Origin of the sequence: Streptomyces morookaense, assembly GCF_013030945.1 — a bacterium.
Taxonomy (GTDB): Bacteria; Actinomycetota; Actinomycetes; order Streptomycetales; family Streptomycetaceae; genus Streptomyces; species Streptomyces morookaensis.
Map to the genome: position 1 here is coordinate 1 of NZ_JABBXF010000018.1, position 23,246 is coordinate 23,246.

Here is a 23,246-nt window from a genome sequence, read left to right on the forward strand (position 1 = left end):
TGGCGGCCGGCACCGGCGTCCTGCCCGCCCCCTTCGGGCGCGGCGGCCGCGAACCGGCGCCCGCCACGAGCGTGGTGGCCGACAGCGACACCGAGACCGGCGCCCCCGCCACCGGCGCACCCCGCACCGGCCCGTCGCACGGCACCGCCGGCGACGGGCACGGCCGCAGCACGGCACCGTCGGCCCCCGGCAGCGCCACGCCCGTCCCCGGTACGGGCAGCACCGCGCCCGACGCCGCGCCCGGCACCGTCACCCCGACGCCCACGCCCCCGGCACAGGACCGGGATCCCGGCAAGGACGACGGCCGCAAGGGCGACGACGGCCACCCGGCCGTGATCGCCAAGCTGTGCCGCGACTACGTGGACGCCACCCGGCGCAACAGCGGCAAGGGCGTCGACAACGACACCCTGAGCGCCCTGGAGCGCGCCGCGGGCGGCGCCGCCGTGCGTGCCTACTGCGACCACGTGCTGGGCACCTCCACCAGTGGTGGCGGCTCCGACGACCAGGGCGAGGACACCCAGGGGAACAGCGGCCTGCACAACCCCCTGCGCTCCGTCCCGCACCCGCTCGTCGGGCTCCCGGACCTCTCCCGGACGCCGGGTGTGACGTTTTCGGAGCCCCTGGCGCTGTAGAGAATGAGCCGACTGGTCATCGGCAGAGCGCAGGAGCCGGAGTTCCCCCCATACCGTCGGCTCCGCGCATGTGGCGCGGGCGGGACTCTTCCCCCGGTCCTGCCCGCGCCCCCCCTCCTCCCCTTCGCATGTCCTCGTGTCCCGGCGCCGCACGGGACGCCCGCGCCTACAGTGGCTGTGGGAGGAGTGAAGCCATGGCACACGAATCCGAGTCGGCGCTCGAGTCGGTCGAGGACACGTCCCGCCTGAGCGAGTCCGGACTGCCGGTCGAGCCGGTCTACGGCCCGCAGGACCTCGCGTCCTGGGACCCCGGGAAGCAGTTGGGCGAACCCGGCGCGTACCCCTACACCCGCGGCGTCCACCGCACCATGTACACCGGCCGCCCCTGGACCATGCGCCAGTACGCCGGCTTCGGCACCGCCGCCGAGTCCAACGCCCGCTACCGGCAGCTCATCGCCCACGGCACCACCGGACTGTCCGTCGCCTTCGACCTGCCGACGCAGATGGGGTACGACTCGGACGCGCCGCTCGCCCGCGGCGAAGTGGGCCGGGTGGGCGTGGCCGTCGACTCCGTCGACGACATGCGCGTCCTCTTCGACGGCATCCCGCTCGGCGAGGTGTCGACGTCGATGACCATCAACGCCCCTGCCGCGCTGCTGCTGTTGCTCTACCAGCTCGTCGCCGAGGAGCAGGGCGTCCCCGGCGACCGCCTCACCGGCACCGTCCAGAACGATGTCCTCAAGGAGTACATCGCCCGCGGCACCTATATCTTCCCGCCCGCCCCCTCGCTGCGCCTGACCGCCGACATCTTCCGCTACTGCCAGGCGGAGCTGCCCCGTTGGAACAGCATCTCCGTATCCGGCTACCACATGGCCGAGGCCGGTGCCTCGCCCGTGCAGGAAATCGCCTTCACCCTCGCCGACGGCGTCGAGTACGTCCGCGCGGCCGTGGCGGCCGGCATGGACGTCGACGACTTCGCCCCGCGCCTGTCCTTCTTCTTCGTCGCGCGCACCACGCTGCTGGAGGAGGTCGCCAAGTTCCGTGCGGCGCGCCGCATGTGGGCCCGGCTGATGCGCGAGGAGTTCGGGGCGAGGAACCCCAAGTCGCAGATGCTGCGCTTCCACACACAGACGGCGGGCGTGCAGCTGACCGCGCAGCAGCCGGAGACGAACCTGGTCCGCGTCACCGTCCAGGCCCTGGCCGCGGTGCTCGGCGGCACGCAGTCCCTGCACACCAACTCCTTCGACGAGGCCATCGCCCTGCCCACGGCCAAGGCCGCCCGGCTCGCCCTGCGCACGCAGCAGGTGCTGGCCCACGAGACCGATGTGACGGCGACCGTCGACCCGTTCGCCGGTTCGTACGCGATCGAGTCGATGACGGACGACATCGAGAGCGCGGCCCTGGAACTCATGGACGAGGTGGAGTCGCTCGGCGGCGCCGTCGCCGCGATCGAGCGCGGATTCCAGAAGAACGAGATCGAGCGCAACGCGTACCGGATCGCGCAGCAGACGGACAGCGGAGACCGGGTGGTCGTGGGCGTCAACCGGTTCCGCCTGGACGAGGAGGAACCGTACGTCCCGCTGCGCGTGGACCCGGCGATCGAGGCCCGGCAGCGCGAGGGCCTGGAGCGGCTGCGCGCGGAACGGGACGGCAAGGCGGTGACCACGGCGCTGGGCGAGCTGCGCAAGGCGGCGGAGGGGAAGGGAAAGGGGAAGCAGCCGAAGCCGAATGTCCTCCACCCCATGAAGGACGCCCTGCGCGCCCGCGCCACCGTCGGCGAGGTGTGCGGGGCGCTGCGCGAGGTGTGGGGTGCGTACACCCCGGGCGAGTCGGTCTGACGCCCGCGGTCCCGGGCCTTCCGCGGGTGGGTCACACTGGTGAGATGTCCTCTCCCCGCCGGGCCTGCCCCGTTTGCACCCGCGAGATCGCCGTCGTCGGCGGCCGCTTCGCCCGTCACGACCCGCCCGGCCGCCGTGTCGTCTCCTACGAACTGACCTCCTGCCCCGGCTCGCGCCGCTCGGCCCCGCTGCTGTCGACGGAACCGAGGCTGTTCGACCCGGAGGAACCGCCGATGGCAGGACAGCAGCAACTGTTCTGACTGTTTGGGGCCGGCTCTTGGGACAGAGGACGTCACCGGCCGGCCGCTCCCCGTCCGCCAGGAACCGGCTGACGGCGCGGTGGGCACTTGCCCATCCGGCAGACCTTTTCCCTGAGGGCGGGGACAGCCCCCCCGATCCGAACGACTTGAAACCGTCAAGATGGCCGGCCGGGTGTTGATCTTGAGTAGGGGGCCGGGTGCAGAATGTGACCATCCGTTTCCGATCCAAGGAGTCACCATGTCGCGACGCGCGTTACGCCTCGGTCTGGCCGCCATGACGGCCATAGGCCTCACCGCCTCCGCGGCCCCCGCCGCCACCGCTGCCGAATCGACGGCAACCACGTGCCACAAGGGCGAGTTCTGCCTCTTCAGCGGCGCGCACCAGACCGGGAAGATCCTCTACCGGGTCGACGCCAAGGTCACCAAGAACGGTTTCACCTTCCCCGAGGTCGACGCCCTCGACCCCGTGATCACGCCCCGCTCGGCGTACAACCCCATCCCGGACGACTTCGGCTGCATCGTGCGCCTCAACGACCGGACACACTTCGCCGGTTCCGAGCAGGAGATCGACGGCTTCGGGGCGAAGGAGCTGAGCGGCGCACCGGTCGGCTCGATGGTGAGCGACTGCGGCTGACGGGCCGCGCGGGGCCGTACCTGGCCGTTTTCACCGTTACCTCGTCAACTGCCGTACCAGTAACCTGTGTTCGAGAACACGAAGGGGGATCGTGTGATTCGTGAGACAGGGTTGAAGGCAGAGAGGCCGGACGGACTCGACGGACTCGACAGGCTCGGCGACCAGGTGCGTGCCCTCGCCTCCGGCGACGTCACCTCCCGCGAGCTCGTCGAGCGCTCGTTGCGCCGGATCGCGGCGACGCAGCCGACGCTCAACGCGTTCCGGCGCGTGCGGGCGGAGGCCGCACTGGAGGAGGCCGACGAGGCCGACCGGCTGCTGGCGGCGGGGGAGCGCAGACCGCTGCTGGGGGTGCCCGTCGCCGTCAAGGACGACATGGACGTGGCCGGGGAGCCGACCGCCTTCGGGTGTCCGGGCGACTTTCCGCCGCAGCACGCCGACAGCGAGGCCGTGCGCCGGCTGCGGGCCGCGGGGGCCGTGATCGTCGGCAAGACCAATACCCCCGAACTGGGGCAGTGGCCCGTCACCGACGGGCCCGCGTTCGGGGTCACGCGCAACCCGTGGAGCCCGGAGCACACGCCCGGCGGGTCCTCCGGAGGGTCGGCCGCGGCCGTCGCCGCCGGGCTCGTCGCGGGGGCGCTGGGGTCGGACGGAGCCGGCTCGGTCCGGATCCCGGCCGCGTGGACGCACCTCGTCGGGATCAAGCCGCAGCGGGGGCGGATCTCCACCTGGCCCGAGCGCGAGGCGTTCCACGGCATCACCGTGCACGGGCCGCTGGCGCGGACGGTCGCCGATGCGGCGCTGCTGCTGCAGGCGGTGAGCGGCTCGCACGCCGGGGACGTGCACCGGCCGCGGGCCGTCGACGTCGAGGCGGCCGCCCGGCGCGAGCCGGGGCGGCTGCGGATCGCGCTCTCCCTGCGGCCCGCCTTCGCCGCCGTGCGGCACTGGCTCTCGCCCGCCGTGCGCGAGGCGACGGTGCGCACGGCCGAACGGCTGGAGGCGCTGGGGCACGAGGTGGTGGAGGAGGAGATCGCCTACGGGCCGATCGGACTGACCTTCCTGCCGCGGGCCATGGCGGGAGTGCGGGACCTGGCGCTGCAGGTGCCCGATCCGGCGCTGCTCGACCCCCGGACACGGGCCACCGCGCGGAGCGGCCGGCTGCTGGACGCGGCCGGGCTGCTGCGGCTGGCGCGGGCGGCCGAGGCGCCGCTGCGGCGCCGGGTGGGGGAGATGTTCGGGCGGTACGACGTCCTGCTCACGCCGACGACGGCGGTGCCGCCGCTGCGCACCGGCGATCTCGCGGGGCTCAACACCCGTGACACGGATGCCGCGATGACCGCGGCGTGTCCGTACGCCTGGCCGTGGAACGTGCTGGGGTGGCCGGGGGTGAGCGTGCCGTCGGGGTTCACGGAGGGCGGGCTGCCGATGGGCGCCCAGCTGCTCGGTCCGGCGGGCGGGGAACCGGTGCTGGTGTCGCTGGCGGCGCAGTTGGAGGCGGAGCAGCGGTGGGACGAGCGGTGGCCCGGCGGTGCCGGGCGGGCCGCGGACCCGGTCTCAGCGGGGCGCGCCGCTTGAGATCAGCAGCAGGGCCGCGACGGCGGCGAGCGGGATGAGGATCACGAGGGCGAGACCCTTGGGGTTGCTGCGGTGGTACACCCAGCGTTTGCCGTAGCGCTGGCGCGCGGGGCGCGCAGGGCGCGTGAAGCGGTTCTGGTGGCGCATGGGACTGAGGGTACGGATGGGGGGTTGGCGGTGCGTGGGTGACGTGGGCCGGATGGGGCAAGTGACCCCGTCCGGCCCCGCTATGGCGCCAGGACGTCCAGCTCCGCCATCGCGCCCGTCGCAATCTCCCGCGTCAGCCGCTCCGCGGCCTCCGCGTCCCGTTCCCGTACTGCCTCCGCCACCCTGACGTGCAGGGTGACCGCCGCCGGGTCGGGGTCCGTGAACATCACATGGTGGTGGGTGCGGCCCGTGAGGACCTCGGCCACCACGTCGCCCAGGCGCGCGAACATCTCGTTGCCGGAGGCGCGGAGGATCACGCGGTGGAAGGCGATGTCGTGCACCAGGTAGCGCTCCAGCTGCTGGCCGCGCGAGGTGGCGACCATCCCGAGGGCGTGCTCGGTGAGTTCGGCGCACTGCCCGGGCGTGGCGAGACGGGCCGCGAGGCCCGCGGCCACCGGTTCGACGGCCGAGCGCAGCACGGTGAGGGAGCGGAGCTGGCGGGGGCGGTCGGGGCCGGCCAGCCGCCAGCGGATCACCTGGGGGTCGTAGACGTTCCACTCGTCGGCCGGCAGGACGGTCACGCCGACCCGGCGCCGGGAGGCGACCAGGCTCATGGACTCCAGGACGCGTATCACCTCGCGCACCACCGTGCGCGAGACGTCGAACCGCCTCTCCAGCTCGTCCGTGCGCAGCACCGTGCCCGGCGGGTAGTCGCCCGCCGTGATCGCGGGTCCGAGGGAGTCCAGCACGCGCGCGTGCAGTCCCTGGCCTCCCTGTCCCTGCTTGCTCATGGGATCAGCCTACGGGCCGGGCTCCCGGACGATTAAGTATGACGTTTACGTCACAGTGTCTTGAATACGTCGTACTCATAAAGTTCAGTGTCCTCCATGTCGACGGAGACGGAACCCCGGACGGAACCCCGCGTCATCGTGGTGATGGGCGTGGCAGGAACGGGCAAGACCACGGTCGGGCCCCTCGTGGCGGAGGCACTCGGTGTGCCCTATGCCGAGGGCGACGACTTCCACCCGGCCGCCAACATCGCCAAGATGTCGGCCGGGATTCCGCTGGACGACACCGACCGCGCCCCCTGGCTCGACGCCATCGGCGACTGGGCGCGCGGGCGGGCCGGGCTGGGCGGCGTGGTCAGCTGCTCGGCGCTCAAGCGCGCGTACCGCGACCGGCTGCGGGCCGCGGCCCCCGGGCTCGTCTTCCTCCACCTCGCCGGCGACCGCGAGCTGATCGCCGGCCGGATGGCCGCCCGCAAGGGCCACTTCATGACCACCCGGCTGCTGGACTCCCAGTTCGCCACCCTCGAACCGCTCGGGGCCGACGAGGCAGGCATCACCGTTGATGTCGCGCCCGAAGCGGCCGTCATCGCCGAGCGGGCGGCCGCCGCCCTGCGGCGCCTCTGACCGTACCTTCCACCCCCCCTCCATCCCCCTCAACTTCCCCCCTAGGAAAGCCCCGTGAGCACTCTCAGCGTCGAGATGCTGGCCGCGGACGCACCCGCCCCGATCACCTCGGCGGGACACGCACAGCTGGGCATCGCCGTTCTCGTCGGCATCGCCGTCATCGTCCTTCTCATCAGCCGCCTCAAACTGCACGCCTTCCTGTCGCTGACGATCGGTTCGCTCGTCCTCGGCGCGGTGGCGGGTGCCCCGCTGGACAAGGCCATCGCCAGCTTCTCGGCCGGGCTCGGCTCCACCGTCGCCGGTGTCGGCGTGCTCATCGCGCTGGGCGCGATACTCGGCCGGCTGCTCGCCGACTCCGGCGGCGCGGACCAGATCGTGGACACCATCCTCGGCCGCGCGAGCCGGAGTTCGATGCCCTGGGCGATCGTGCTGATCGCCGGGGTCATCGGCCTGCCGCTGTTCTTCGAGGTCGGCATCGTGCTGCTGATCCCCGTGGTGCTGCTGGTCGCCAAGCGGGGCGGGCACTCGCTGATGCGGGTCGGGATCCCCGCACTGGCGGGCCTCTCCGTGATGCACGGGCTGGTGCCCCCGCATCCCGGGCCGCTGGCCGCCGTCGACGCCATCCACGCCGACCTCGGTGTGACCCTGGCCCTGGGCGCGCTGATCGCGGTGCCCACGGCCGTGATCGCGGGGCCGCTGTTCTCCCGGTACGCGGCCCGGTGGGTCGACATCGCCCCGCCGGAGAAGCTGATCCCGCAGCGCCCCTCCGAGGACCTGGAGCGGCGCCCCGGGTTCGCGGTCACCGTCGGGACGGTGCTGCTGCCCGTGGCGCTGATGCTGGGCAAGGCCCTGGTGGACGTCGTCGTGGACGACCCCAAGAACCATGTGCAGCGCGTCGCGGACGTCGTCGGCTCGCCGCTGATCGCCCTGCTCGCGGCCGTGCTGGTCGGCATGGTCACGCTGGGCCGCGCCGCCGGCTTCGGGCGCGACCGGATCGCCGGGACCGTGGAGAAGTCCCTCGGGCCCATTGCGGGGATCCTCCTGATCGTGGGTGCGGGAGGCGGCTTCAAGCAGACGCTGATCGACGTCGGTGTCGGACGGATGATCCTGGACTTCTCCAAGGACTGGTCGGTGTCGGCCCTCCTGCTGGCCTGGCTGATCGCGGTCGGCATCCGGCTGGCGACCGGCTCGGCCACGGTGGCCACCATCTCGGCCGCCGGCCTGGTCGCCCCGCTGGCCGCCGATATGAGCACCACGCACACGGCCCTGCTGGTCCTGGCCGTCGGCGCCGGGTCGCTGTTCTTCTCCCACGTCAACGACGCGGGGTTCTGGATGGTGAAGGAATACTTCGGCATGAGCGTGGGACAGACGCTCAAGACGTGGTCGCTGATGGAAACGCTGATCTCGGTGGTGGGGCTGGGGTTCGTGATGCTGCTGTCGGTGGTGGTGTAGGGGCCGGGCCCCGGTGGCACAGGAGGTGTGGGGCCCCGTCCGGGGCCCCGCTGCCGTTACCCCATCACCTCCGCCAAGTACCGCTCCACGTCCGCCGGTTCGTCCGTCGCGACCGCGACATACCCGTCCGGGCGGATCAGAAACAGCCCCGAGCCGTAAGCCGACTTGGCGTGGCCCTCCCGGTCGAAGAGGTCCGGGGCCGGGCCGCCTATGCGGTAGATGCGGACGCCGGGCACCTCGGCGGCAGCCGGTATCGCCCCCGTTCCCGACAGGTCCAGCAGTGTGAAGTGCGGGCCCCTGAAGGCGTCGAAGAGGCGGAAGACCTCGCCCGAGCCGTTGCGGCAGGGGGCGTCGGGAGCGCGGTCGCCGGCATGGAGGGCGTCGTCCGGGACGGCGTCGCGGTGCTCCCGGGACAGCGCGCTCTCCCGGTAGTTCAGGTCCAGTTGGTGCATCTCGCTGCCGCGGCGGCTGAGGCCGTCGGCGGTCGTGGAGCGGTCCTTGTGGTGCTGGCGCGTGCTCAGGCCCAGGACGTCCGCCGCCACCCGCGCCCGCTCCTCGTCATAGGTGTCGAGCAGGGCGTCCGGTGCGCCTCCCCGCAGCACCGCGGCCAGCTTCCAGCCCAGGTTGTACGCGTCCTGGACACTGGTGTTGAGGCCCTGGCCGCCCGCGGGGGAGTGGATGTGGGCGGCGTCCCCCGCGAGGAAGACGCGGCCGGTGCGGAAGCGCTCCGCCATGGCGGCCCGCGGCCGGTAGACCGAGGCCCAGCTCACTTCGGTCACCCGCAGGTCCGGCAGGCCCGTGCGGCGGGCGATCGTGCGGGTCAGGGCCTCCGGCGTGGCGTCGCGCGCCACGTCGGGGTCGAAGGCCGGGTCCTTGAAACGGATGAGGAGCTGGAACGCCTCCGTGCCCTCCAGGCCCCGCAGGGCGATGAAGCCGTCCTCCGCCGCCGGCCACATGTGCCAGTGGTCGCGGTCGAGCTCGCCCTCCAGCGTCAAGTCCACGATCAGCGCGGCCGTTTCGTCGACCTGCTCGCCGGCGAAGGCCGTGCCCAGCGCCCTGCGCACCGTGCTGCGGCCGCCGTCCGTACCGACCAGATATGCCGCGCGGACCGTCTCCGCCGAACCGTCGGCACCGAGCAGTGTCGCCGTCACACCGTCCGCGTCCTGCGTGAAGTCCGCCAGCCCGGTGCTGAAGTCGGCCGTGCCGCCCAGCTCTTCGAGCCGCGCGTACAGCTCCTCCACCGTCCGCCACTGCGGCACCATCAGGATCTCGGGGTACGGGACGGCCGGTGAGGGCTCGGCCCGTTCCACCAGATCCCATGTGCGGATCCGCTCCGGCCCCTCCCAGGTCTGCACCGGCGGGCACGGCCCGCCCGCGGCCGTGATGGCGCCGATCACCCCCAGGTCGTCGAACACCTCCTGCGTGCGCGGCTGGATGCCCATCCCGCGCGAGCCCGGGAATCCGCGCTCGGCGCGCTCCACCAGCCGGTGCCGGATGCCGCGCCGCTGCAGTTCGATGGCCAGGACCAGGCCGGTCGGGCCTGCGCCCGCGATCAACACCTCGACGTCCGTGTTCGTCACGGAAACCCCCCTTAACGATGTTAAGTTCGCTGCACTATCAGACTGAACTGAACAGCGTTAAGCTGTCAAGGTGGCAACGCGAATCGACCGGGCCCAAGTGGCCGACACCGCACTCCGGTTGCTGAACGACGTGGGTCTCGAAGGTCTCACCCTGCGCCGGATCGCCAAGGAGCTCGACGTCCAGGCACCCGCCCTGTACTGGCACTTCAAGAACAAGCAGGAGCTGCTCGACGAGGTGGCGACGGAGATGATGCGCCGCATGGCCGGGCCCATGCGCTCCGGTGACGGCGGCACCTGGCAGGAGTGCGTGGCCGTCGGTGCCCGCGAGATGCGGCGCTTCCTGCTCCGCTACCGCGACGGCGCCAAGGTGTTCGGCGGCACCCGTTTCACCGACGGCACCTACGCCGGCCCGCTGGAGGGCACCCTGCGCACCCTCGTCGACGCGGGCTTCTCGACGCAGGCCGCGGCCCGCGCCTGGTTCACGGTGCAGACGTACACCATGGGATACGTGATGGAGGAGCAGTCCGTGCACCCCGTGCCCGGCGGGCCGCGGGATCCGGAGTTCGAGCCCGAACAGCGGGCCAAGCGGCTGGACGGGCGGCACCCGTTGTCGTTCGAGGCGGGGGAGGAGCTGTTCGGCGACCTGGATGCGGGGTTCGAAGCCGGGCTGACTGCCGTCATAGCGGGGGTTGAGGCCACCCTGGTGTAGGGCGGATTTTCGGATGCGGGCCGGTGGGGGTTGTTCGCGCAGTTTCCCACGCCCCTTACGGGGCGCCCCCCTTACGGAGCCAGGGCCCTGCGCAGCAGCGGTGTCAGCCGGCGCTCCACCACGCGGTGCATCAGCCACGCCAGTACCAGCATCACCCCGATCGTCATCACGAACACCGCCGCCGACGGCAGGCCGAGCCTGCGGTGCAGTACGCCGATCACCACCCACCCCAGGTGCTCGTGCACCAGGTAGAACGGATAGGTCAGCGCCCCCGCGAACGGCAGCCAGCTCCAGTTCGCCCAGCGCACCTTGCCCAGGGCGATCAGTGCCACGGCCGCGTAGCCCAGCGCCAGCACGGCGATGATGACGTAGGCCGAACGGTACGAGAAATAGTGCGGGTTCGGCGGGTGCCACAGCCCCGCCACCGCGTAGTGCTGCCCGACCAGGAAGCTCATCGCGACGATGCCCCAGGCCAGCGCGTCGTGCCCGAAGCGGTGGACGAGGTACAGGCCGATGCCGCCGATGAAGTACGCCGAGTACTCCGGCATGAACACCACGCGCAGCACCTCCAGATGGGAGGCCGTGGTGATCACCGTCGCCAGGGTCCACCCGGCGCAGAACAGCACGACCCGGTGGCGCGTGGCCCCGGGCAGGACGACGCACAGGGCGAAGAGCGCGTAGAAGCGCAGTTCGGCCCAGAGCGTCCAGCACACGCCGAGCACCCGCGTGGCGCCGACCGGCTGTTGCAGCATGGTCAGGTTGACGAGCGTGTCGCTGGGCGAGACCGTCTTGTACGTCACCCACGGCAGCGCGAACACGAGCGTCACCAGCGCGATGGCCACCCAGTAGGCGGGGTAGAGCCGGGCCACGCGGGAGGCGAAGAAGGAGCGCAGCGGGCGGCCCCAGCCGCTCATGCAGATGACGAAGCCGCTGATGACGAAGAAGATCTGCACCCCGAGGCAGCCGTAGGCGAACGCGCCCGACAGGTGCGGGAATTCGTGGCGCGGCGACCTGCCCCACGCCTGACCGATCTCGCCGTCCCGGCCGCCGTAGTGGTACAGCGCGACCATGAGCGCGGCGATCAGCCGCAGGCCGTCCAGGGCGCGCAGCCGGCCCGCCGCGCCGCCGCTGCCGTGCTGTGCGCCGGCGGCAGGCGCCTGGGCCTCGGTGAGGCGGGGGCCGGGCACGGTGGGGGCTGTCATGAGGAGGGCACCGCCGTCTTCTTGGTCAGCCGCCGCTTCACGGCCCGGGCGCGACGTGCCATGCGCCGGAGCGTCGGATTGCGCGGCAGGAAGGAGAGTGAGGAGGGGACCGCGCCGGGCAGGCCCAGCGATGTGAGGCGGCGCCGTTTGAAGTAGCGCCGGGTGCGGGGTGTCAGGTGGGCCGCGAGATAGCGTTCGGCGGCGGGGCGGAGGTCGGGGAGGATCTGCGGCTGCATCGAGTAACCGACTGCCGCCAGCAGCCCGTTGAGGTCCCCGGTGTCCGGGACGGGCGGCGTCTCGTCGTCCACGTCCGGCAGCAGCGCGTCGACGATCGTCACCGGCACCCGGTTGCTGTTCTGGTACGGCGTGAGCCGCTCCAGCAGCATCTCGGTGCCCGACCGGGCGACCGGCAGGCCGTGGAAGGCCCGTGCCGTGAACAGCGCCGTCGAGAAGCAGGCGACGACCAGCGCCGGCCGCAGCCGCTGGTACACCGTCTCGGCCAGGACGGGGGTGTCCAGCACGGTCAGCTGCGTGCCGAGCCGGTCCGCCTCCTCCTCCAGCAGCCGCGACCAGCGGGCGGGTGCCGACGGGTGGGGCTTGAAGAGCACCGTCCGGTGCCCGCGGCGCACCGCGCCGCGCAGCATCCGCACGTGCAGCCGCTCCTCCTCCTCGGGGGTGAGGATGCCGAGCGCCGACAGGTACTGGCCGAGCAGCAGGGCGGCGCCCTCGGGGGCGTCGTCCGGCAGCTCGGCCGCGTCGGCGAGTTCGGCCAGCACCTTGGCGAAGACCTCGCCCGGGACGATCTCCGGCTCGACGCCGAACTCCGTGAGCAGCAGCGGCTTCAGCCCGGGCACGAGGTCCAGGTGCAGCAGGCGGCGCACGCGGGTGCCGATGAGCGGGTCGAGCTTGCTGCGCGTGGGACCGTAGCTCATCAGGCCGTCGGCGTAGACGTCGAGCGGGGCGCCGGGGAACATCTGGGCAAGCGCCATGGCCGGGTTGACCTGGAGCGACTCCAGGACGATCGTCACCTCGTCGGTGCCGAGCCCCCACAGCAGCCGCAGATGGCGCTCCCAGAGGGGGGTGTCGTCGGGGCGCGGCGACCAGCCGGTGGGGTGGAAGGGGCTGATCGTCTCGTTCCAGGACACGACGGCGTCGAAGCGGGTGCGCAGCCGCTCGAAGCCGGGGGCCTCTTCCAGAGAGGGAGATGTCTCGGGTACGGCAGCCGTGTTGGAGACCACCAACAGGCGGCGGTCGGCGGGCGCGAGCATGCCGGCGTCGAGGGCGGCCGCCAGTGTGGCGGCTCCGTAGAGGGTCGAGGCGAGAAGCAGTTGAGTACGACGCTGCGGCGTCGGCCCTGCGGGGTGTACCGCACCGGGTGTCGTGGCCGTCATCAGGCCGCCACCTCCGCCGGGGCCGGGCGGCGGCGGAGGCGGCGCAGGCGGGCTGCGCGGTCGTCGTCCATGGAATTCAGGGCGTCCTTGAGAAGATCCTGCGGCATGCGTTTCATTGCTGCTGCACTCATCGAACGCAGAGCTTTGGCCACGGCCGGTTCGAAACGTTCGATGCTGCCGAGGTGGTGGGAAATGATGGCGCAATACGTCCGCACGGCCTTGGGCAGGAGCTTTTCCGCGGCGGGATCGCGGGAGGTCTCGTCGATGACCTGGTCGAAAGCGCGAATGAAATCGAGCTGGCGTACGTCGCCGATCTGTGTGAGCGACGAGGAGATTCCGCGCCGGTAGAAAACGCCCAGCAATCCGGCCACCGCGAAGGACTGTGCCTCGCGGTGCAGGCGCCAGATCCACGGGCGGTCCTCGGCGGTGCGCAGTCCGTGCTTGAAGTGCAGGAGCCCTTGGTCCAGCAGGCGGCGGTGGTAGATGCCGGCCCAGGCGTAGGCGTAGTCGACGGACGTCGAGCGGTCGGCCGGGAGTATCGCGTCGCGCGGCCGCAGCGCGACCCCGCGACGGCCGATCGGCACCCGGTGCACGGTGCGGACGGGGCCGGTGCACTGGACGTGGTCGGTGCGCACGAAGTCGACGTCCAACGCCTCGATCTCGGCGAGCAGTCGGGGGTAGTGGCCCGGTGCCAGCCAGTCGTCGCCGTCCAGGAAGGTCAGGTACCTGCCCCGGGCGTGGTCCAGGCCCGTGTTGCGGGCGGTGGCGAGCCCGCCGTTCCTCTCGTGGCGCACGAGCACCGCCCCCGGCAGTTCGCGTGCCGCCCGCTCCAGGATGCCCGGCGTCCCGTCCGTCGAGCAGTCGTCGACGAGAATGAATTCGAAGTCCTCGCGTGCGTTCGCACGCAGGCTGCGCAGCGCGTCCGGAGCATATGTCTGCACGTTGAAGAACGGCACGATGACGGAGAGCTTGACCACTCACGGAACGGTAGGCGGCGCTCCGGCATTTACTCTGACCGCAGCCGGAAGAGCGGGTGAACGAAGCGGGTCGGAACGATGAACCCGGCCTGCGCGTCAACCGATTTGCCGATCGTCGTTGTGCTGTTTACCGATTGTTGCGCCTGCGTTGGGCAACGAAACGGAATGCATTCCTATCGTCGGCGACGTGCCCACACGTACCGAATCCCCGCCGCGGGTCGCCGTGCTCGCGGACTCCGACACGCGATGGAAATGGGGAGCACTCACCGCGCACCGGCTCGTGCCCGGCGCCCGGCCGGACGGGTTCCTGCTGCGGGGGCGGGCCACGCCCACGGTACGGCAGCTCGCCGAAGTCGGCGTCGAGGCCGCCGTGTTGCGTGAGGTCACGGGCGTCGAGTTCGTCCGGTCCATGGACCGGGACCGGTACGAGGTGATCGTGCTCGCGTGCGTCGGCGGCGCCGTCCAGGCCGTGCTGCACGGGCTCGGGCACGCGTGGGCCGGGGCGGCGCGGCGGCCCGTCGTGGTCACCGGCTACGTCGGGGTCGTGTACGAAAAGCTCGCGGACGGGCTGCTGTTGCGGCATGGGGCGGATGTGGTCCTGGCCAACTCCCGGGCGGACGCGGAGCGTTTCCGTGCCGTGTACGCGGGCGCGGGCGCCGGCGCGGAGAGCGTCACCGAGTGCGCCCTGCCGTTCCTCGGGGGCGACCCCTACGGGACCGGACGCCAAGTCCGCCCGTACACCGTGGTGTTCGCCGCCCAGCCCTCGGTGCCGGAGAGCCGTGCCGACCGCATGTACCTGCTGGAACGCACCGTCGGGCACGCCCGGCTGCACCCGGACCGCGAGGTCCTCGTCAAACTGCGCAGCAAGCCCGGAGAGCACACCACGCACATCGAGGAACACCCGTACCAGAAGCTGGCCGCCCGGTTGAAGGGCGGCCTGCCGCCCAACGTCCGCCTGGTGTACGGGCACATGGGCGACGTCCTGGACCGCACCGACCTCCTCGTCACCGTCAGCTCCACCGCCGCCCTGGAGTCCCTGCACCGGGCCGTCCCCACGGCCGTCCTCACCGACCTCGGCATCCGCGAACCCCTCGGCAACCACCACTTCCTCGGCTCCGGCTGCCTCGCCTCCTGGGACGAGCTCGACGCCGGCCTGCTGCCCGCACCCGACCCCGAGTGGACGGCCCGCCAGGGCGTCGCCGTGGGCGTCCCCTACGAGCAGGCCTTCGCCACGGCGCGCCAGCGGGTCGCACACCTCCGCGCACAACCCCAACTCCCGCCGCTCGCCCCCTACTACACCGCGCGCACCGCCCCCGGATACCTCCCCGGCATCCTCGCCCGCCACGGCTTCGACCCCCGCGGCCGCCCCCTCCCCGGCCGAGCCGCCCCCGAACGGCCGGAGAACGCCCTGCGCCGCGTCACCCGCAACGCCCTCCGCGACGCCGCCCGCGGCGCCTACCGGCACGGGGTGCAGCGTGTGGCCCCCGTCATCCGGCGGCTGGGGGAGCTGTGACACCGACCCCGAACCCCTCCGAGGAGCGCACCATGCCCGCCGTCCTGGCCGTCGTCCCCGCCCGCGGCGGCTCCAAGGGGGTGCCCGCCAAGAACCTCGCCCCGGTCGGCGGCGTGCCCCTGGTCGCCCGCGCGGTACGGGCCTGCCGCGCGGCACGCCTGGTCACCGACGTCGTCGTCTCCACCGACGACCCGGCCATCGCCGCCGCGGCCCGCGCGGCGGGCGCGGAGGTGGTCCGGCGCCCGGACGCCCTCGCGGGCGACACCGCCACCAGCGAGGCGGCGGTGCTGCACGCGATGGACGCGTACGAGGCGGCGCACGGCACGCCGGTGGACACGGTTCTGCTGGTGCAGTGCACGAGCCCGTTCCTCACCGGCGAGGACGTCGACGCAGTCGCCTCCGCGGTCGTCGAACAGGGCGCCGACAGCGCGTTGACGGTGGCACCGTTCCACGGCTTCGTGTGGCGGGAGGCCTCCGGCCCGGTTGCGGAGCCGTTCCGTGGCGCCCCGCCCGCCGCCCCGCCCCGTGAGGCCCCCGGCGGTGCCGTCGGCGTCAACCACGACGCGTCCCACCGCCCCCGCCGCCAGGACCGCCCCCAGGACTGGCTGGAGACCGGTGCCGCCTACGCCATGCGTGCCGCCGGGTTCCGTGCCGCCCGGCACCGGTTCTTCGGGCGCACCGAGCTCGTACCGACCGACGCCGCGCGGGTGCTGGAGATCGACGAGCCGCACGACCTCGACCGGGCCCGGGCCCTCGCACCGCTGTTCGGCCCCGGCGCCGGTGACAGCCGGCCCGCCCGTGCCGACGTCGACGCCGTCGTCCTCGACTTCGACGGCACCCAGACCGACGACCGCGTCCTGATCGACGCCGACGGGCGCGAACTCGTCGCCGTCCACCGCGGCGACGGGCTCGGCGTCGCCGCCCTGCGCCGCGCCGGGCTGGAGCTGCTGATCCTCTCCACCGAGACCAACCCCGTCGTCGCCGCCCGCGGCCGCAAGCTGGGCATCCCCGTCGTGCACGGCAGCGCGCACAAGGACCACGCCCTCAAGCAGTGGTGCGAGGAGCGCGGCATCGCCCCCGAGCGGGTGCTCTACGCCGGCAACGACGTCAACGACCTGCCCTGCTTCGGCCTCGTCGGATGGCCCGTCGCAGTGGCGGACGCCCATGGCTCCGTACGGGCGGCAGCCCGCGCGGTCACCTCCGCACCCGGCGGCAGCGGTGCCGTCCGGGAGATCGCCTCATGGCTTCTCGGCCCCGAACTCGGCTCAGGAATCTGACCCCCGCCCCTTCCCCTTAAGGAACCGCCTCACCATGAGTCCCGCCAGCACCGCAGCACGGACCCGCCTCCTCGGCGAGCGGCCCGTCGGACCCGGCCACCCCGTCTACGTCACCGGCGAGATCGGCATCAACCACAACGGCGACCTGGACACGGCGTTCGCCCTCATCGACGCCGCCGCCGATGCCGGCTGCGACGCGGTGAAGTTCCAGAAGCGAACCCCCGAGGTCTGCACCCCGCGCGACCAGTGGGCCCTGGAGAGGGACACGCCGTGGGGCCGGATGACGTACATCGACTACCGCCACCGGGTGGAGTTCGGCGAGGACGAGTACCGCAGGATCGACTCGTACTGCCGCGAGCGCGGCATCGCCTGGTTCGCCTCGCCCTGGGACACCGAATCCGTCGCCTTCCTGGAGAAGTTCGACCTGCCCGCCCACAAGGTCGCCTCCGCCTCGCTCACCGACGACGAACTCCTGCGCACCCTGCGCGCCACCGGCCGCACGGTGATCCTGTCGACCGGCATGTCCACCCCGAAGCAGATCCGGCACGCCGTCGAGGTCCTCGGCAGCGACAACATCGTGCTCTGCCACGCCACCTCGACCTACCCGGCCAAGGCCGCCGAGCTCAACCTGCGCGTCATCCACACCCTCCAGGCCGAGTACCCCAACGTCCCCATCGGCTACTCCGGTCACGAGACGGGCCTGCAGACCACCCTCGCCGCGGTCGCCCTCGGCGCCGCCTTCGTCGAGCGGCACATCACCCTCGACCGCGCCATGTGGGGCTCCGACCAGGCGGCCTCCGTCGAACCCGGCGGCCTGCAGCGGCTGGTGCGCGACATCCGGGTGGTCGAGGAGTCGCTGGGCGACGGCGTGAAGCGGGTGTACGACAGCGAGCTCGGTCCGATGCGCAAGCTGCGCCGGGTGGCGGGCGTCGTCGCCGAGGGCGGCGACCGCGAACCCGTCGCCGTCTGACGGGCGCGCCACGGTGACCTCTCCCGCGGGGCCTTCCGGAGGCCCCACCCCGGAGGCGGCGGCCACTCCCGTCCGCCGTCTCCGGGGCCCCCGCAGCGCGCAGGACCCCGCCCGCACGCTGGCGTTCGTCGAGAGCCCCGTCCAGCTGCTGAACGTCCTCGAATGGGCGCATCTCGGCGCGCCCCGCCGCCCGCCGCGGCGGCCCGGCGAGCGCACCGACGGCGTGCCCCGGCAGCCCGGACCCCGGGACGTCGAGACGGAGCCCCCGGACGCCGGGGAGGCGGGCGGCCTGCACGGCGTTCTCGTCGTCATCCTCGCCCCGCACGACCCCATGACCCGCGGCCAGTTGCGCCGCATGGCCGAACTGGCCCGCGACCAGGGGCACCGGGTGCAGTGGACGGAGGCCCGGGGCGGCCCGGCGGCGCCCGTGCAGACCGTCGGCGCGCTCGCCGGGCCGCTGCGCCGGGCGCACCGCGTCGTCATCGGCGACCCGTTCTCGCGCTATGTGCAGCTGCTGCTGACCCTCACCCGCGCCCGGGAGCTGGTGGTGGTGGACGACGGCACGGCCACCATGGAGTTCGTCTCCCAACTCGCCAGCGGGGAACGGCTGGTGAGGTGGCATCGCAGGGGCGAACGCGGGGCGCGTGACATCCTCTTCGCGCCGGTCTCCGCTTCCGCGCGCCGGAGGCTCACCCCGAACGACCGCCGGAACGTGGAGATCTTCACCTCCATGCCCGTCGAGGCCCCGCCCGGAGTGACCGTCACCGCCAACGACTTCGCCTGGACCCGCGCCTCCTTCGGCCCGCCCCGTCTCACCCGCACCACCGACCTCGTGGGCACCAATCTGGTCGAGACCGGCGTGGTGGACCCCGAGCACTATCTGTCCGCCGTCGCCGCGCTGGCCGCGGCCCACGGCGCCACCCGCTACTTCGCCCACCGCCGCGAGAGCACCGACAAGCTGCGCCGGATAGCCACCGGCCTCGGCCTGGAGGTCGTCCGCCCCGAGCTGCCGCTCGAACTCGTCGCCCGCCGCGGCCCCATAGGGCGCACCGTGCTCAGCTTCCCCTCCACCGTCGTGCACACCCTGCCACTGGCCCTCGCCGGCACCGGTGTGACCGTGGCAGTGTGCGACATCGACCCCGACTGGCTCACCGAGCACGCCTCGCCACGCGCCGAGGGCTTCCTCTCCGGCGTCACCGGCACCGCCCGCGAGGTACGCCGGCTGCCGCGGATGCCCGTACCCGCGCGGTGTGTCGCCGAAGGTACGCCGTAAATACGGGTCATACCCCTCGGCAAACCCATCCATGCGGCTGAACTTTTCTTGATCGATGGGTAGTTGCCCCATTCGGGGCTCTAACCTTCCAAGGGTGAATCATCTGATGCCCTGCGAAGCCGACCCCGACACCGCCCAGGGCGAGCTGCCCGGCGCGCTGCCCCCCGGGCTGCGCGCCGAACTGATCGCCTTCCGCCGGGACTTGCACATGCACCCCGAACTGGGCAACCGCGAGTTCCGCACCACCGCGGCGGTACGGGAGCGGCTCGAAAAAGCAGGCCTCAGACCACGCACCCTCACCACCGGCACCGGACTCGTCTGCGACATCGGGCGGGACAGCGCCTCGTACGCCGCCTCCGGCCGTCCCGTCCTGGCGCTGCGCGCCGACCTCGACGCACTGCCCATCCCGGACACCAAGACCGTCCCCTACCGCTCGACCATCCCCGGCATGTGCCACGCCTGCGGCCACGACGTGCACACCACCGTCGTGCTCGGCGCCGGGCTCGTCCTCGCCGGGCTCGCCGAGCAGGGGCTGCTGCCGCACCCGGTCCGGCTGATCTTCCAGCCCGCCGAGGAGGTGCTGCCGGGCGGCGCGCTCGACGCCATCGAGTCCGGCGCGCTGGACGGGGTGGGCCGGATCCTCGCGGTGCACTGCGACCCCAAGGTCGAAGTGGGCCGGCTCGGGCTGCGGGTCGGGCCGATCACCTCCGCCTGCGACCGCCTGGAGGTCACCCTCAGCGGCCCCGGCGGCCACACCGCCCGCCCGCACCTCACCACCGACCTGGTGACCGCCGCCGCCCGGGTGGCCACCGACGTGCCGGCCCTGCTCGCCCGCCGCATCGACACCCGGATGGGCCTCGCCGTCACCTGGGGCCGGCTGGAGGCGGGCCACGCCCCCAACGTGATCCCGCAGGACGCGCGGCTCTCCGGCACGGTCCGCTGCCTGGACATCCAGGCCTGGCGGGACGCGCCGGACATGGTGCACGCCGCCGTCGACGAGGTCGCCGGGATGCACCGCGCCAAGTCGGAGATCAGCTACGTCCGCGGGGTGCCCCCGGTGATGAACGACCCGGAGGCCACCGGCCTGCTGCGGCGCGCCATGACGGCGCGCCGCGGCCGCTACGCGGTGGAGGACACCGAGCAGAGTCTGGGCGGCGAGGACTTCTCCTGGTACCTGGAGCACGTCCCCGGCGCGATGGCCCGGTTGGGCGTCCGCCCGGTGGGGGATACGACCCGCCGTGACCTGCATTGCGGTGATTTCGATGTGGACGAGGGCGCGATCGAGGTGGGGGTGGAGCTCTTCACGGCCGCGGCTTTGCTCGATGGCAACCGAATGTGAGCATTCACGTCGAGAAGTGTTCGCGACGAATCGATAACGGCTTGCCAGCACCCCTTTTATCTGCATCTACGCGCGTTACGATGCCCGCGAACCAGCGCCAATGGAGGCGCTTCGTAGTGAAGGGGCCCCTCTGTGCGCCGGGTATCCACAATCACTGTCGCGGGCATCAGCACCGCGGCTCTCGCATTCACTCTTTCCGCCTGTGGTTCTTCCTCGACCGAGTCCAGCGGTGGCTCGGGCAAGGGTGTGGGCCTCGCCTTCGATGTCGGCGGCCGTGACGACCACTCCTTCAACGAGTCCGCCGCCCGCGGTGTGGACAAGGCGAAGAAGGACATGGGCATCGACAACAAGATGATGACCGCCAAGAACGGCGAGACCGAGGCCGACCGCGAGCAGCGGCTGACCTCCCTCGCCGACGCGGGCTACAACCCGGTCATCGGCGTGGGCTTCAACTACGCGAAGTCGATCGAGAAGGTGGCGAAGGACTACCCCAAGACGACCTTCGGCATCGTCGACTCGGTCGTCCCCGGCAACAACGTCGACAGCATCACCTTCGGCGAGCACGAGGGCTCCTACCTCGCGGGTGTCGCCGCCGCGCTGAAGTCGAAGAACCACAAGGTCGGCTTCATCGGCGGCGTCAACAACGCGCTGATCCAGAAGTTCCAGGCGGGCTTCGAGCAGGGTGTGAAGGACACGGACTCCAGCGTCCAGGTCACCTCGCAGTACCTGTACCCGAACAACGACAAGGGCTTCAACGACCCGGCGGCCGCCAAGGACAAGGCCAAGGGCATGCTCGACTCGGGCATCGACGTGATCTACACCGCGGCCGGCCTCTCCGGCAACGGTTCGATCGAGGCCGTCGCCGGCCAGAAGGGTGCCTGGGCGATCGGCGTCGACTCCGACCAGTACCAGCAGCCGGGTCTGGAGCAGTACAAGAACTCCATCCTCACCTCCGTGGTGAAGAACGTGGACGTCGCGGTCTACGACCTCATCAAGAGCGTCAAGGACGGCAAGCCGCTCACCGGTGAGCACAAGTACCTGCTGAAGGACGACGGCGTTTCGCTGGCCACCTCCGGCGGCTTCATCGACGACATCAAGGACAAGATCGAGGCCGCGAAGAAGAAGATCGTGGACGGCCAGATCACGGTCCGCACCTCCCCGTGATCTGAGGGCCGGTCCCGACCGGTCCATGGACACCGCGGGCCCGGCGGGGGAACATTCCCGCCGGGCCCGCACACACGAGTCAACGCTACGCGCGTAGCGCGCTGTTGGCCCGTATAGCGTCAACCCTTGCTGCCCTGCCCTCCGCTCCCTTTGCCCGAGGAGAGTGCGCCATCAAAGCGTCCACCGAAAAAACCAGCAGTACCGCCCCGGCAGTGGAACTCGCGGGAATCACCAAGCGGTTCCCCGGCGTCGTGGCCAACCACGACATCCACCTGACCGTCCGCCGCGGCACCGTCCACGCCCTCTGCGGCGAGAACGGCGCCGGCAAGTCCACCCTGATGAAGATCCTCTACGGCATGCAGAAGCCGGACGAGGGCACCATCACGCTCGACGGCGAACAGGTCACCCTGCACAGCCCCGCCGACGCCATCGCGCGCGGCATCGGCATGGTGCACCAGCACTTCATGCTCGCCGACAACCTCACCGTCCTGGAGAACGTGGTCCTGGGCGCCGAGAAGCTGCACGGCATCGGCGGCAAGGCCCGCGCGAAGATCAAGGAGATCTCCGACGCCTACGGCCTCGGCGTGCGCCCCGACGTCCTCGTCGAGGACCTCGGCGTCGCCGACCGCCAGCGCGTGGAGATCCTCAAGGTCCTCTACCGCGGCGCGCGCACGCTGATCCTCGACGAGCCCACGGCCGTCCTGGTCCCCCAGGAGGTCGACGCGCTCTTCGACAACCTGCGCGAGCTCAAGTCCGAGGGCCTGACGGTCATCTTCATCTCGCACAAGCTGGGCGAGGTGCTCTCCGTCGCCGACGACATCACCGTCATCCGGCGCGGCACCACCGTCGGCACCGCGATCCCCAGCCGGACCACGCCCAAGCAGCTCGCCGAGCTGATGGTCGGCGAGGAGCTGCCCTCGCCGGAGACCCGCGAGTCCACGGTCACCGACATCCCGATGCTCACCGTCGAAGGCCTGCACCTGTCGGCCACCGACTCCGACGGCGTCGTGCGCGCGGTGCTCGACGGCATCACCTTCACCATCCACAAGGGCGAGGTCCTCGGCCTCGCGGGCGTCGAGGGGAACGGCCAGGCCGAGCTCGTCGAGGCCATCATGGGCATGCGTTCCCCGGACGCCGGCACCGTGACCCTGGACGGCGAGGACATCACCAAGGCCCCCACGCGCAAGCGCCGCGAGGACGGCATCGGGTACATCCCCGAGGACCGCCACCGCCACGGCCTGCTGCTGGAGGCCCCGCTGTGGGAGAACCGCATCCTCGGCCACGTCACCGAGCGGCCCAACAGCAAGCGCGGCCTGATCGACACCAAGGCGGCGCGCGCCGACACCGAGCGCATCGTGCGCGAGTTCGACGTGCGCACGCCCGGCATCGAGGTCACCGCGGCCTCGCTGTCCGGCGGCAACCAGCAGAAGCTGATCGTCGGCCGGGAGATGAGCCACCTGCCCAAGCTCCTCATCGCCGCCCACCCCACCCGGGGCGTGGACGTCGGTGCGCAGGCGCAGATCTGGGACCAGATCCGCGAGGCGCGCCACGAGGGCCTGGCCGTGCTGCTGATCTCCGCCGACCTGGACGAGCTGATCGGGCTCTCCGACACCCTGCGGGTGATGTTCCGCGGCCGCCTGGTCGCCGACGCCGACCCGGCCACGATCACCCCGGAGGAGCTCGGCTCCGCCATGACCGGCGCCGCCGGCGGCCACCTCGAACACCACGAGAAGGGCACGAAGGGCGAGAAGGGCGAGAAGGGGTCCGGGGGGAAGCCGAAGCCGCCGGAGCGGGGCGCGTCCTCGGAGCCCCGGAAGGCCGGCACGTCCCCGAAGGCCAAGAAGCCCGGGAACACCAACCGCAACAAGTCCAAGAAGAACAAGAAGAAGCGGAGGCGGTGACGA

20 protein-coding genes and 1 pseudogene are annotated in these 23,246 nt (G+C 72.0%); 15 read left to right on the forward strand and 6 right to left on the reverse strand.

The features are described from left to right. The 5 genes and pseudogenes from HG542_RS09875 to HG542_RS09895 all read left to right on the forward strand — a co-directional run. Nucleotides 1-632: pseudogene (locus HG542_RS09875) on the forward strand (hypothetical protein); the annotation flags it as partial. 194 nt (nucleotides 633-826) lie between these two features. Further along, the gene (locus HG542_RS09880) at nucleotides 827-2,470 is read left to right on the forward strand and encodes an acyl-CoA mutase large subunit family protein (RefSeq protein ID WP_171079771.1); all 1,644 of its coding nucleotides are present in this window, start codon (nucleotides 827-829) and stop codon (nucleotides 2,468-2,470) included. Between the two features lie 44 nt (nucleotides 2,471-2,514). Continuing rightward, the gene (locus HG542_RS09885) at nucleotides 2,515-2,730 is read left to right on the forward strand and encodes a hypothetical protein (protein ID WP_171079773.1); all 216 of its coding nucleotides are present in this window, start codon (nucleotides 2,515-2,517) and stop codon (nucleotides 2,728-2,730) included. Nucleotides 2,731-2,968: 238 nt separating this feature from the next. Further along, nucleotides 2,969-3,364, forward strand: a complete 396-nt coding sequence (locus HG542_RS09890) for a hypothetical protein (RefSeq protein WP_171079775.1) — start codon at nucleotides 2,969-2,971, stop codon at nucleotides 3,362-3,364. Between the two features lie 111 nt (nucleotides 3,365-3,475). Beyond that, nucleotides 3,476-4,936, forward strand: coding sequence for an amidase (locus HG542_RS09895; RefSeq protein WP_171079776.1), 1,461 nt, complete (start codon nucleotides 3,476-3,478; stop codon nucleotides 4,934-4,936). Here HG542_RS09895 and HG542_RS09900 read toward each other — a convergent pair. Together HG542_RS09900 and HG542_RS09905 are read right to left on the reverse strand one after the other, a co-directional pair. Continuing rightward, nucleotides 4,916-5,083 carry a hypothetical protein gene (locus HG542_RS09900; RefSeq protein WP_171079778.1) on the reverse strand — a complete coding sequence of 56 codons (168 nt, stop codon included), beginning with the start codon at nucleotides 5,081-5,083 and terminating at the stop codon, nucleotides 4,916-4,918. The two genes, HG542_RS09895 and HG542_RS09900, sit on opposite strands and share 21 nt — an antisense overlap. Nucleotides 5,084-5,163: 80 nt before the next feature. After that, nucleotides 5,164-5,874, reverse strand: coding sequence for a FadR/GntR family transcriptional regulator (locus tag HG542_RS09905; protein WP_171079779.1), 711 nt, complete (start codon nucleotides 5,872-5,874; stop codon nucleotides 5,164-5,166). Between the two features lie 96 nt (nucleotides 5,875-5,970). On the opposite strand from HG542_RS09905, the gene HG542_RS09910 reads away from it, so the two are divergent. Next, a complete protein-coding gene (locus HG542_RS09910) occupies nucleotides 5,971-6,495 on the forward strand; it encodes a gluconokinase (RefSeq protein WP_171079781.1) in 525 nt (174 codons plus the stop codon). Between the two features lie 54 nt (nucleotides 6,496-6,549). Continuing rightward, complete coding sequence (locus HG542_RS09915) at nucleotides 6,550-7,947, forward strand: GntP family permease (protein ID WP_171079782.1); 1,398 nt, start codon at nucleotides 6,550-6,552, stop codon at nucleotides 7,945-7,947. A 56-nt stretch (nucleotides 7,948-8,003) separates the two neighbouring features. On the opposite strand, the gene HG542_RS09920 is transcribed toward HG542_RS09915, so the two are convergent. Next, a complete protein-coding gene (locus HG542_RS09920) occupies nucleotides 8,004-9,527 on the reverse strand; it encodes an FAD-dependent monooxygenase (RefSeq protein ID WP_171079783.1) in 1,524 nt (507 codons plus the stop codon). 70 nt (nucleotides 9,528-9,597) lie between these two features. Between HG542_RS09920 and HG542_RS09925 the strand changes: the two genes are divergently transcribed. Further along, nucleotides 9,598-10,236 (forward strand): TetR/AcrR family transcriptional regulator C-terminal domain-containing protein, encoded by a 639-nt coding sequence (locus HG542_RS09925; RefSeq protein ID WP_171079784.1) that lies wholly within the window; start codon nucleotides 9,598-9,600, stop codon nucleotides 10,234-10,236. 71 nt (nucleotides 10,237-10,307) lie between these two features. On the opposite strand, the gene HG542_RS09930 is transcribed toward HG542_RS09925, so the two are convergent. From HG542_RS09930 to HG542_RS09940, 3 genes are read right to left on the reverse strand one after another with little or no spacing between them, the layout of a single operon-like run. Further along, nucleotides 10,308-11,438: an acyltransferase family protein gene (locus HG542_RS09930; RefSeq protein WP_171079786.1), complete on the reverse strand. Its 1,131-nt coding sequence runs from the start codon at nucleotides 11,436-11,438 to the stop codon at nucleotides 10,308-10,310. After that, a complete protein-coding gene (locus HG542_RS09935; RefSeq protein WP_171079787.1) occupies nucleotides 11,435-12,829 on the reverse strand; it encodes a polysialyltransferase family glycosyltransferase in 1,395 nt (464 codons plus the stop codon). The genes HG542_RS09930 and HG542_RS09935 overlap by 4 nt, the downstream gene beginning before the upstream one ends. Next, a complete protein-coding gene (locus HG542_RS09940; RefSeq protein WP_171079789.1) occupies nucleotides 12,829-13,806 on the reverse strand; it encodes a glycosyltransferase family 2 protein in 978 nt (325 codons plus the stop codon). Before HG542_RS09940 ends, HG542_RS09935 begins: the two co-directional genes overlap by 1 nt. Before the next feature lie 187 nt (nucleotides 13,807-13,993). On the opposite strand from HG542_RS09940, the gene HG542_RS09945 reads away from it, so the two are divergent. The 7 genes from HG542_RS09945 to HG542_RS09975 all read left to right on the forward strand — a co-directional run bounded on the left by HG542_RS09945 (nucleotide 13,994) and on the right by HG542_RS09975 (nucleotide 23,243). Continuing rightward, nucleotides 13,994-15,319 (forward strand): DUF6716 putative glycosyltransferase, encoded by a 1,326-nt coding sequence (locus tag HG542_RS09945; RefSeq protein ID WP_373313103.1) that lies wholly within the window; start codon nucleotides 13,994-13,996, stop codon nucleotides 15,317-15,319. Nucleotides 15,320-15,351: 32 nt separating this feature from the next. Then, nucleotides 15,352-16,596 (forward strand): acylneuraminate cytidylyltransferase, encoded by a 1,245-nt coding sequence (locus HG542_RS09950; protein WP_171079948.1) that lies wholly within the window; start codon nucleotides 15,352-15,354, stop codon nucleotides 16,594-16,596. A gap of 34 nt (nucleotides 16,597-16,630) precedes the next feature. Further along, nucleotides 16,631-17,566 carry an N-acetylneuraminate synthase family protein gene (locus HG542_RS09955; protein ID WP_171079790.1) on the forward strand — a complete coding sequence of 312 codons (936 nt, stop codon included), beginning with the start codon at nucleotides 16,631-16,633 and terminating at the stop codon, nucleotides 17,564-17,566. A gap of 13 nt (nucleotides 17,567-17,579) precedes the next feature. Next, nucleotides 17,580-18,839: a hypothetical protein gene (locus HG542_RS09960; protein ID WP_373313102.1), complete on the forward strand. Its 1,260-nt coding sequence runs from the start codon at nucleotides 17,580-17,582 to the stop codon at nucleotides 18,837-18,839. Nucleotides 18,840-18,945: 106 nt separating this feature from the next. After that, on the forward strand, nucleotides 18,946-20,178 hold the full coding sequence (locus tag HG542_RS09965; protein WP_171079952.1) for an amidohydrolase: 1,233 nt from the start codon (nucleotides 18,946-18,948) through the stop codon (nucleotides 20,176-20,178). Nucleotides 20,179-20,310: 132 nt separating this feature from the next. Then, nucleotides 20,311-21,342 (forward strand): BMP family lipoprotein, encoded by a 1,032-nt coding sequence (locus tag HG542_RS09970; protein WP_171079792.1) that lies wholly within the window; start codon nucleotides 20,311-20,313, stop codon nucleotides 21,340-21,342. Nucleotides 21,343-21,554: 212 nt separating this feature from the next. Beyond that, nucleotides 21,555-23,243: an ABC transporter ATP-binding protein gene (locus tag HG542_RS09975; protein WP_229922536.1), complete on the forward strand. Its 1,689-nt coding sequence runs from the start codon at nucleotides 21,555-21,557 to the stop codon at nucleotides 23,241-23,243. Nucleotides 23,244-23,246: the final 3 nt, after the last annotated feature.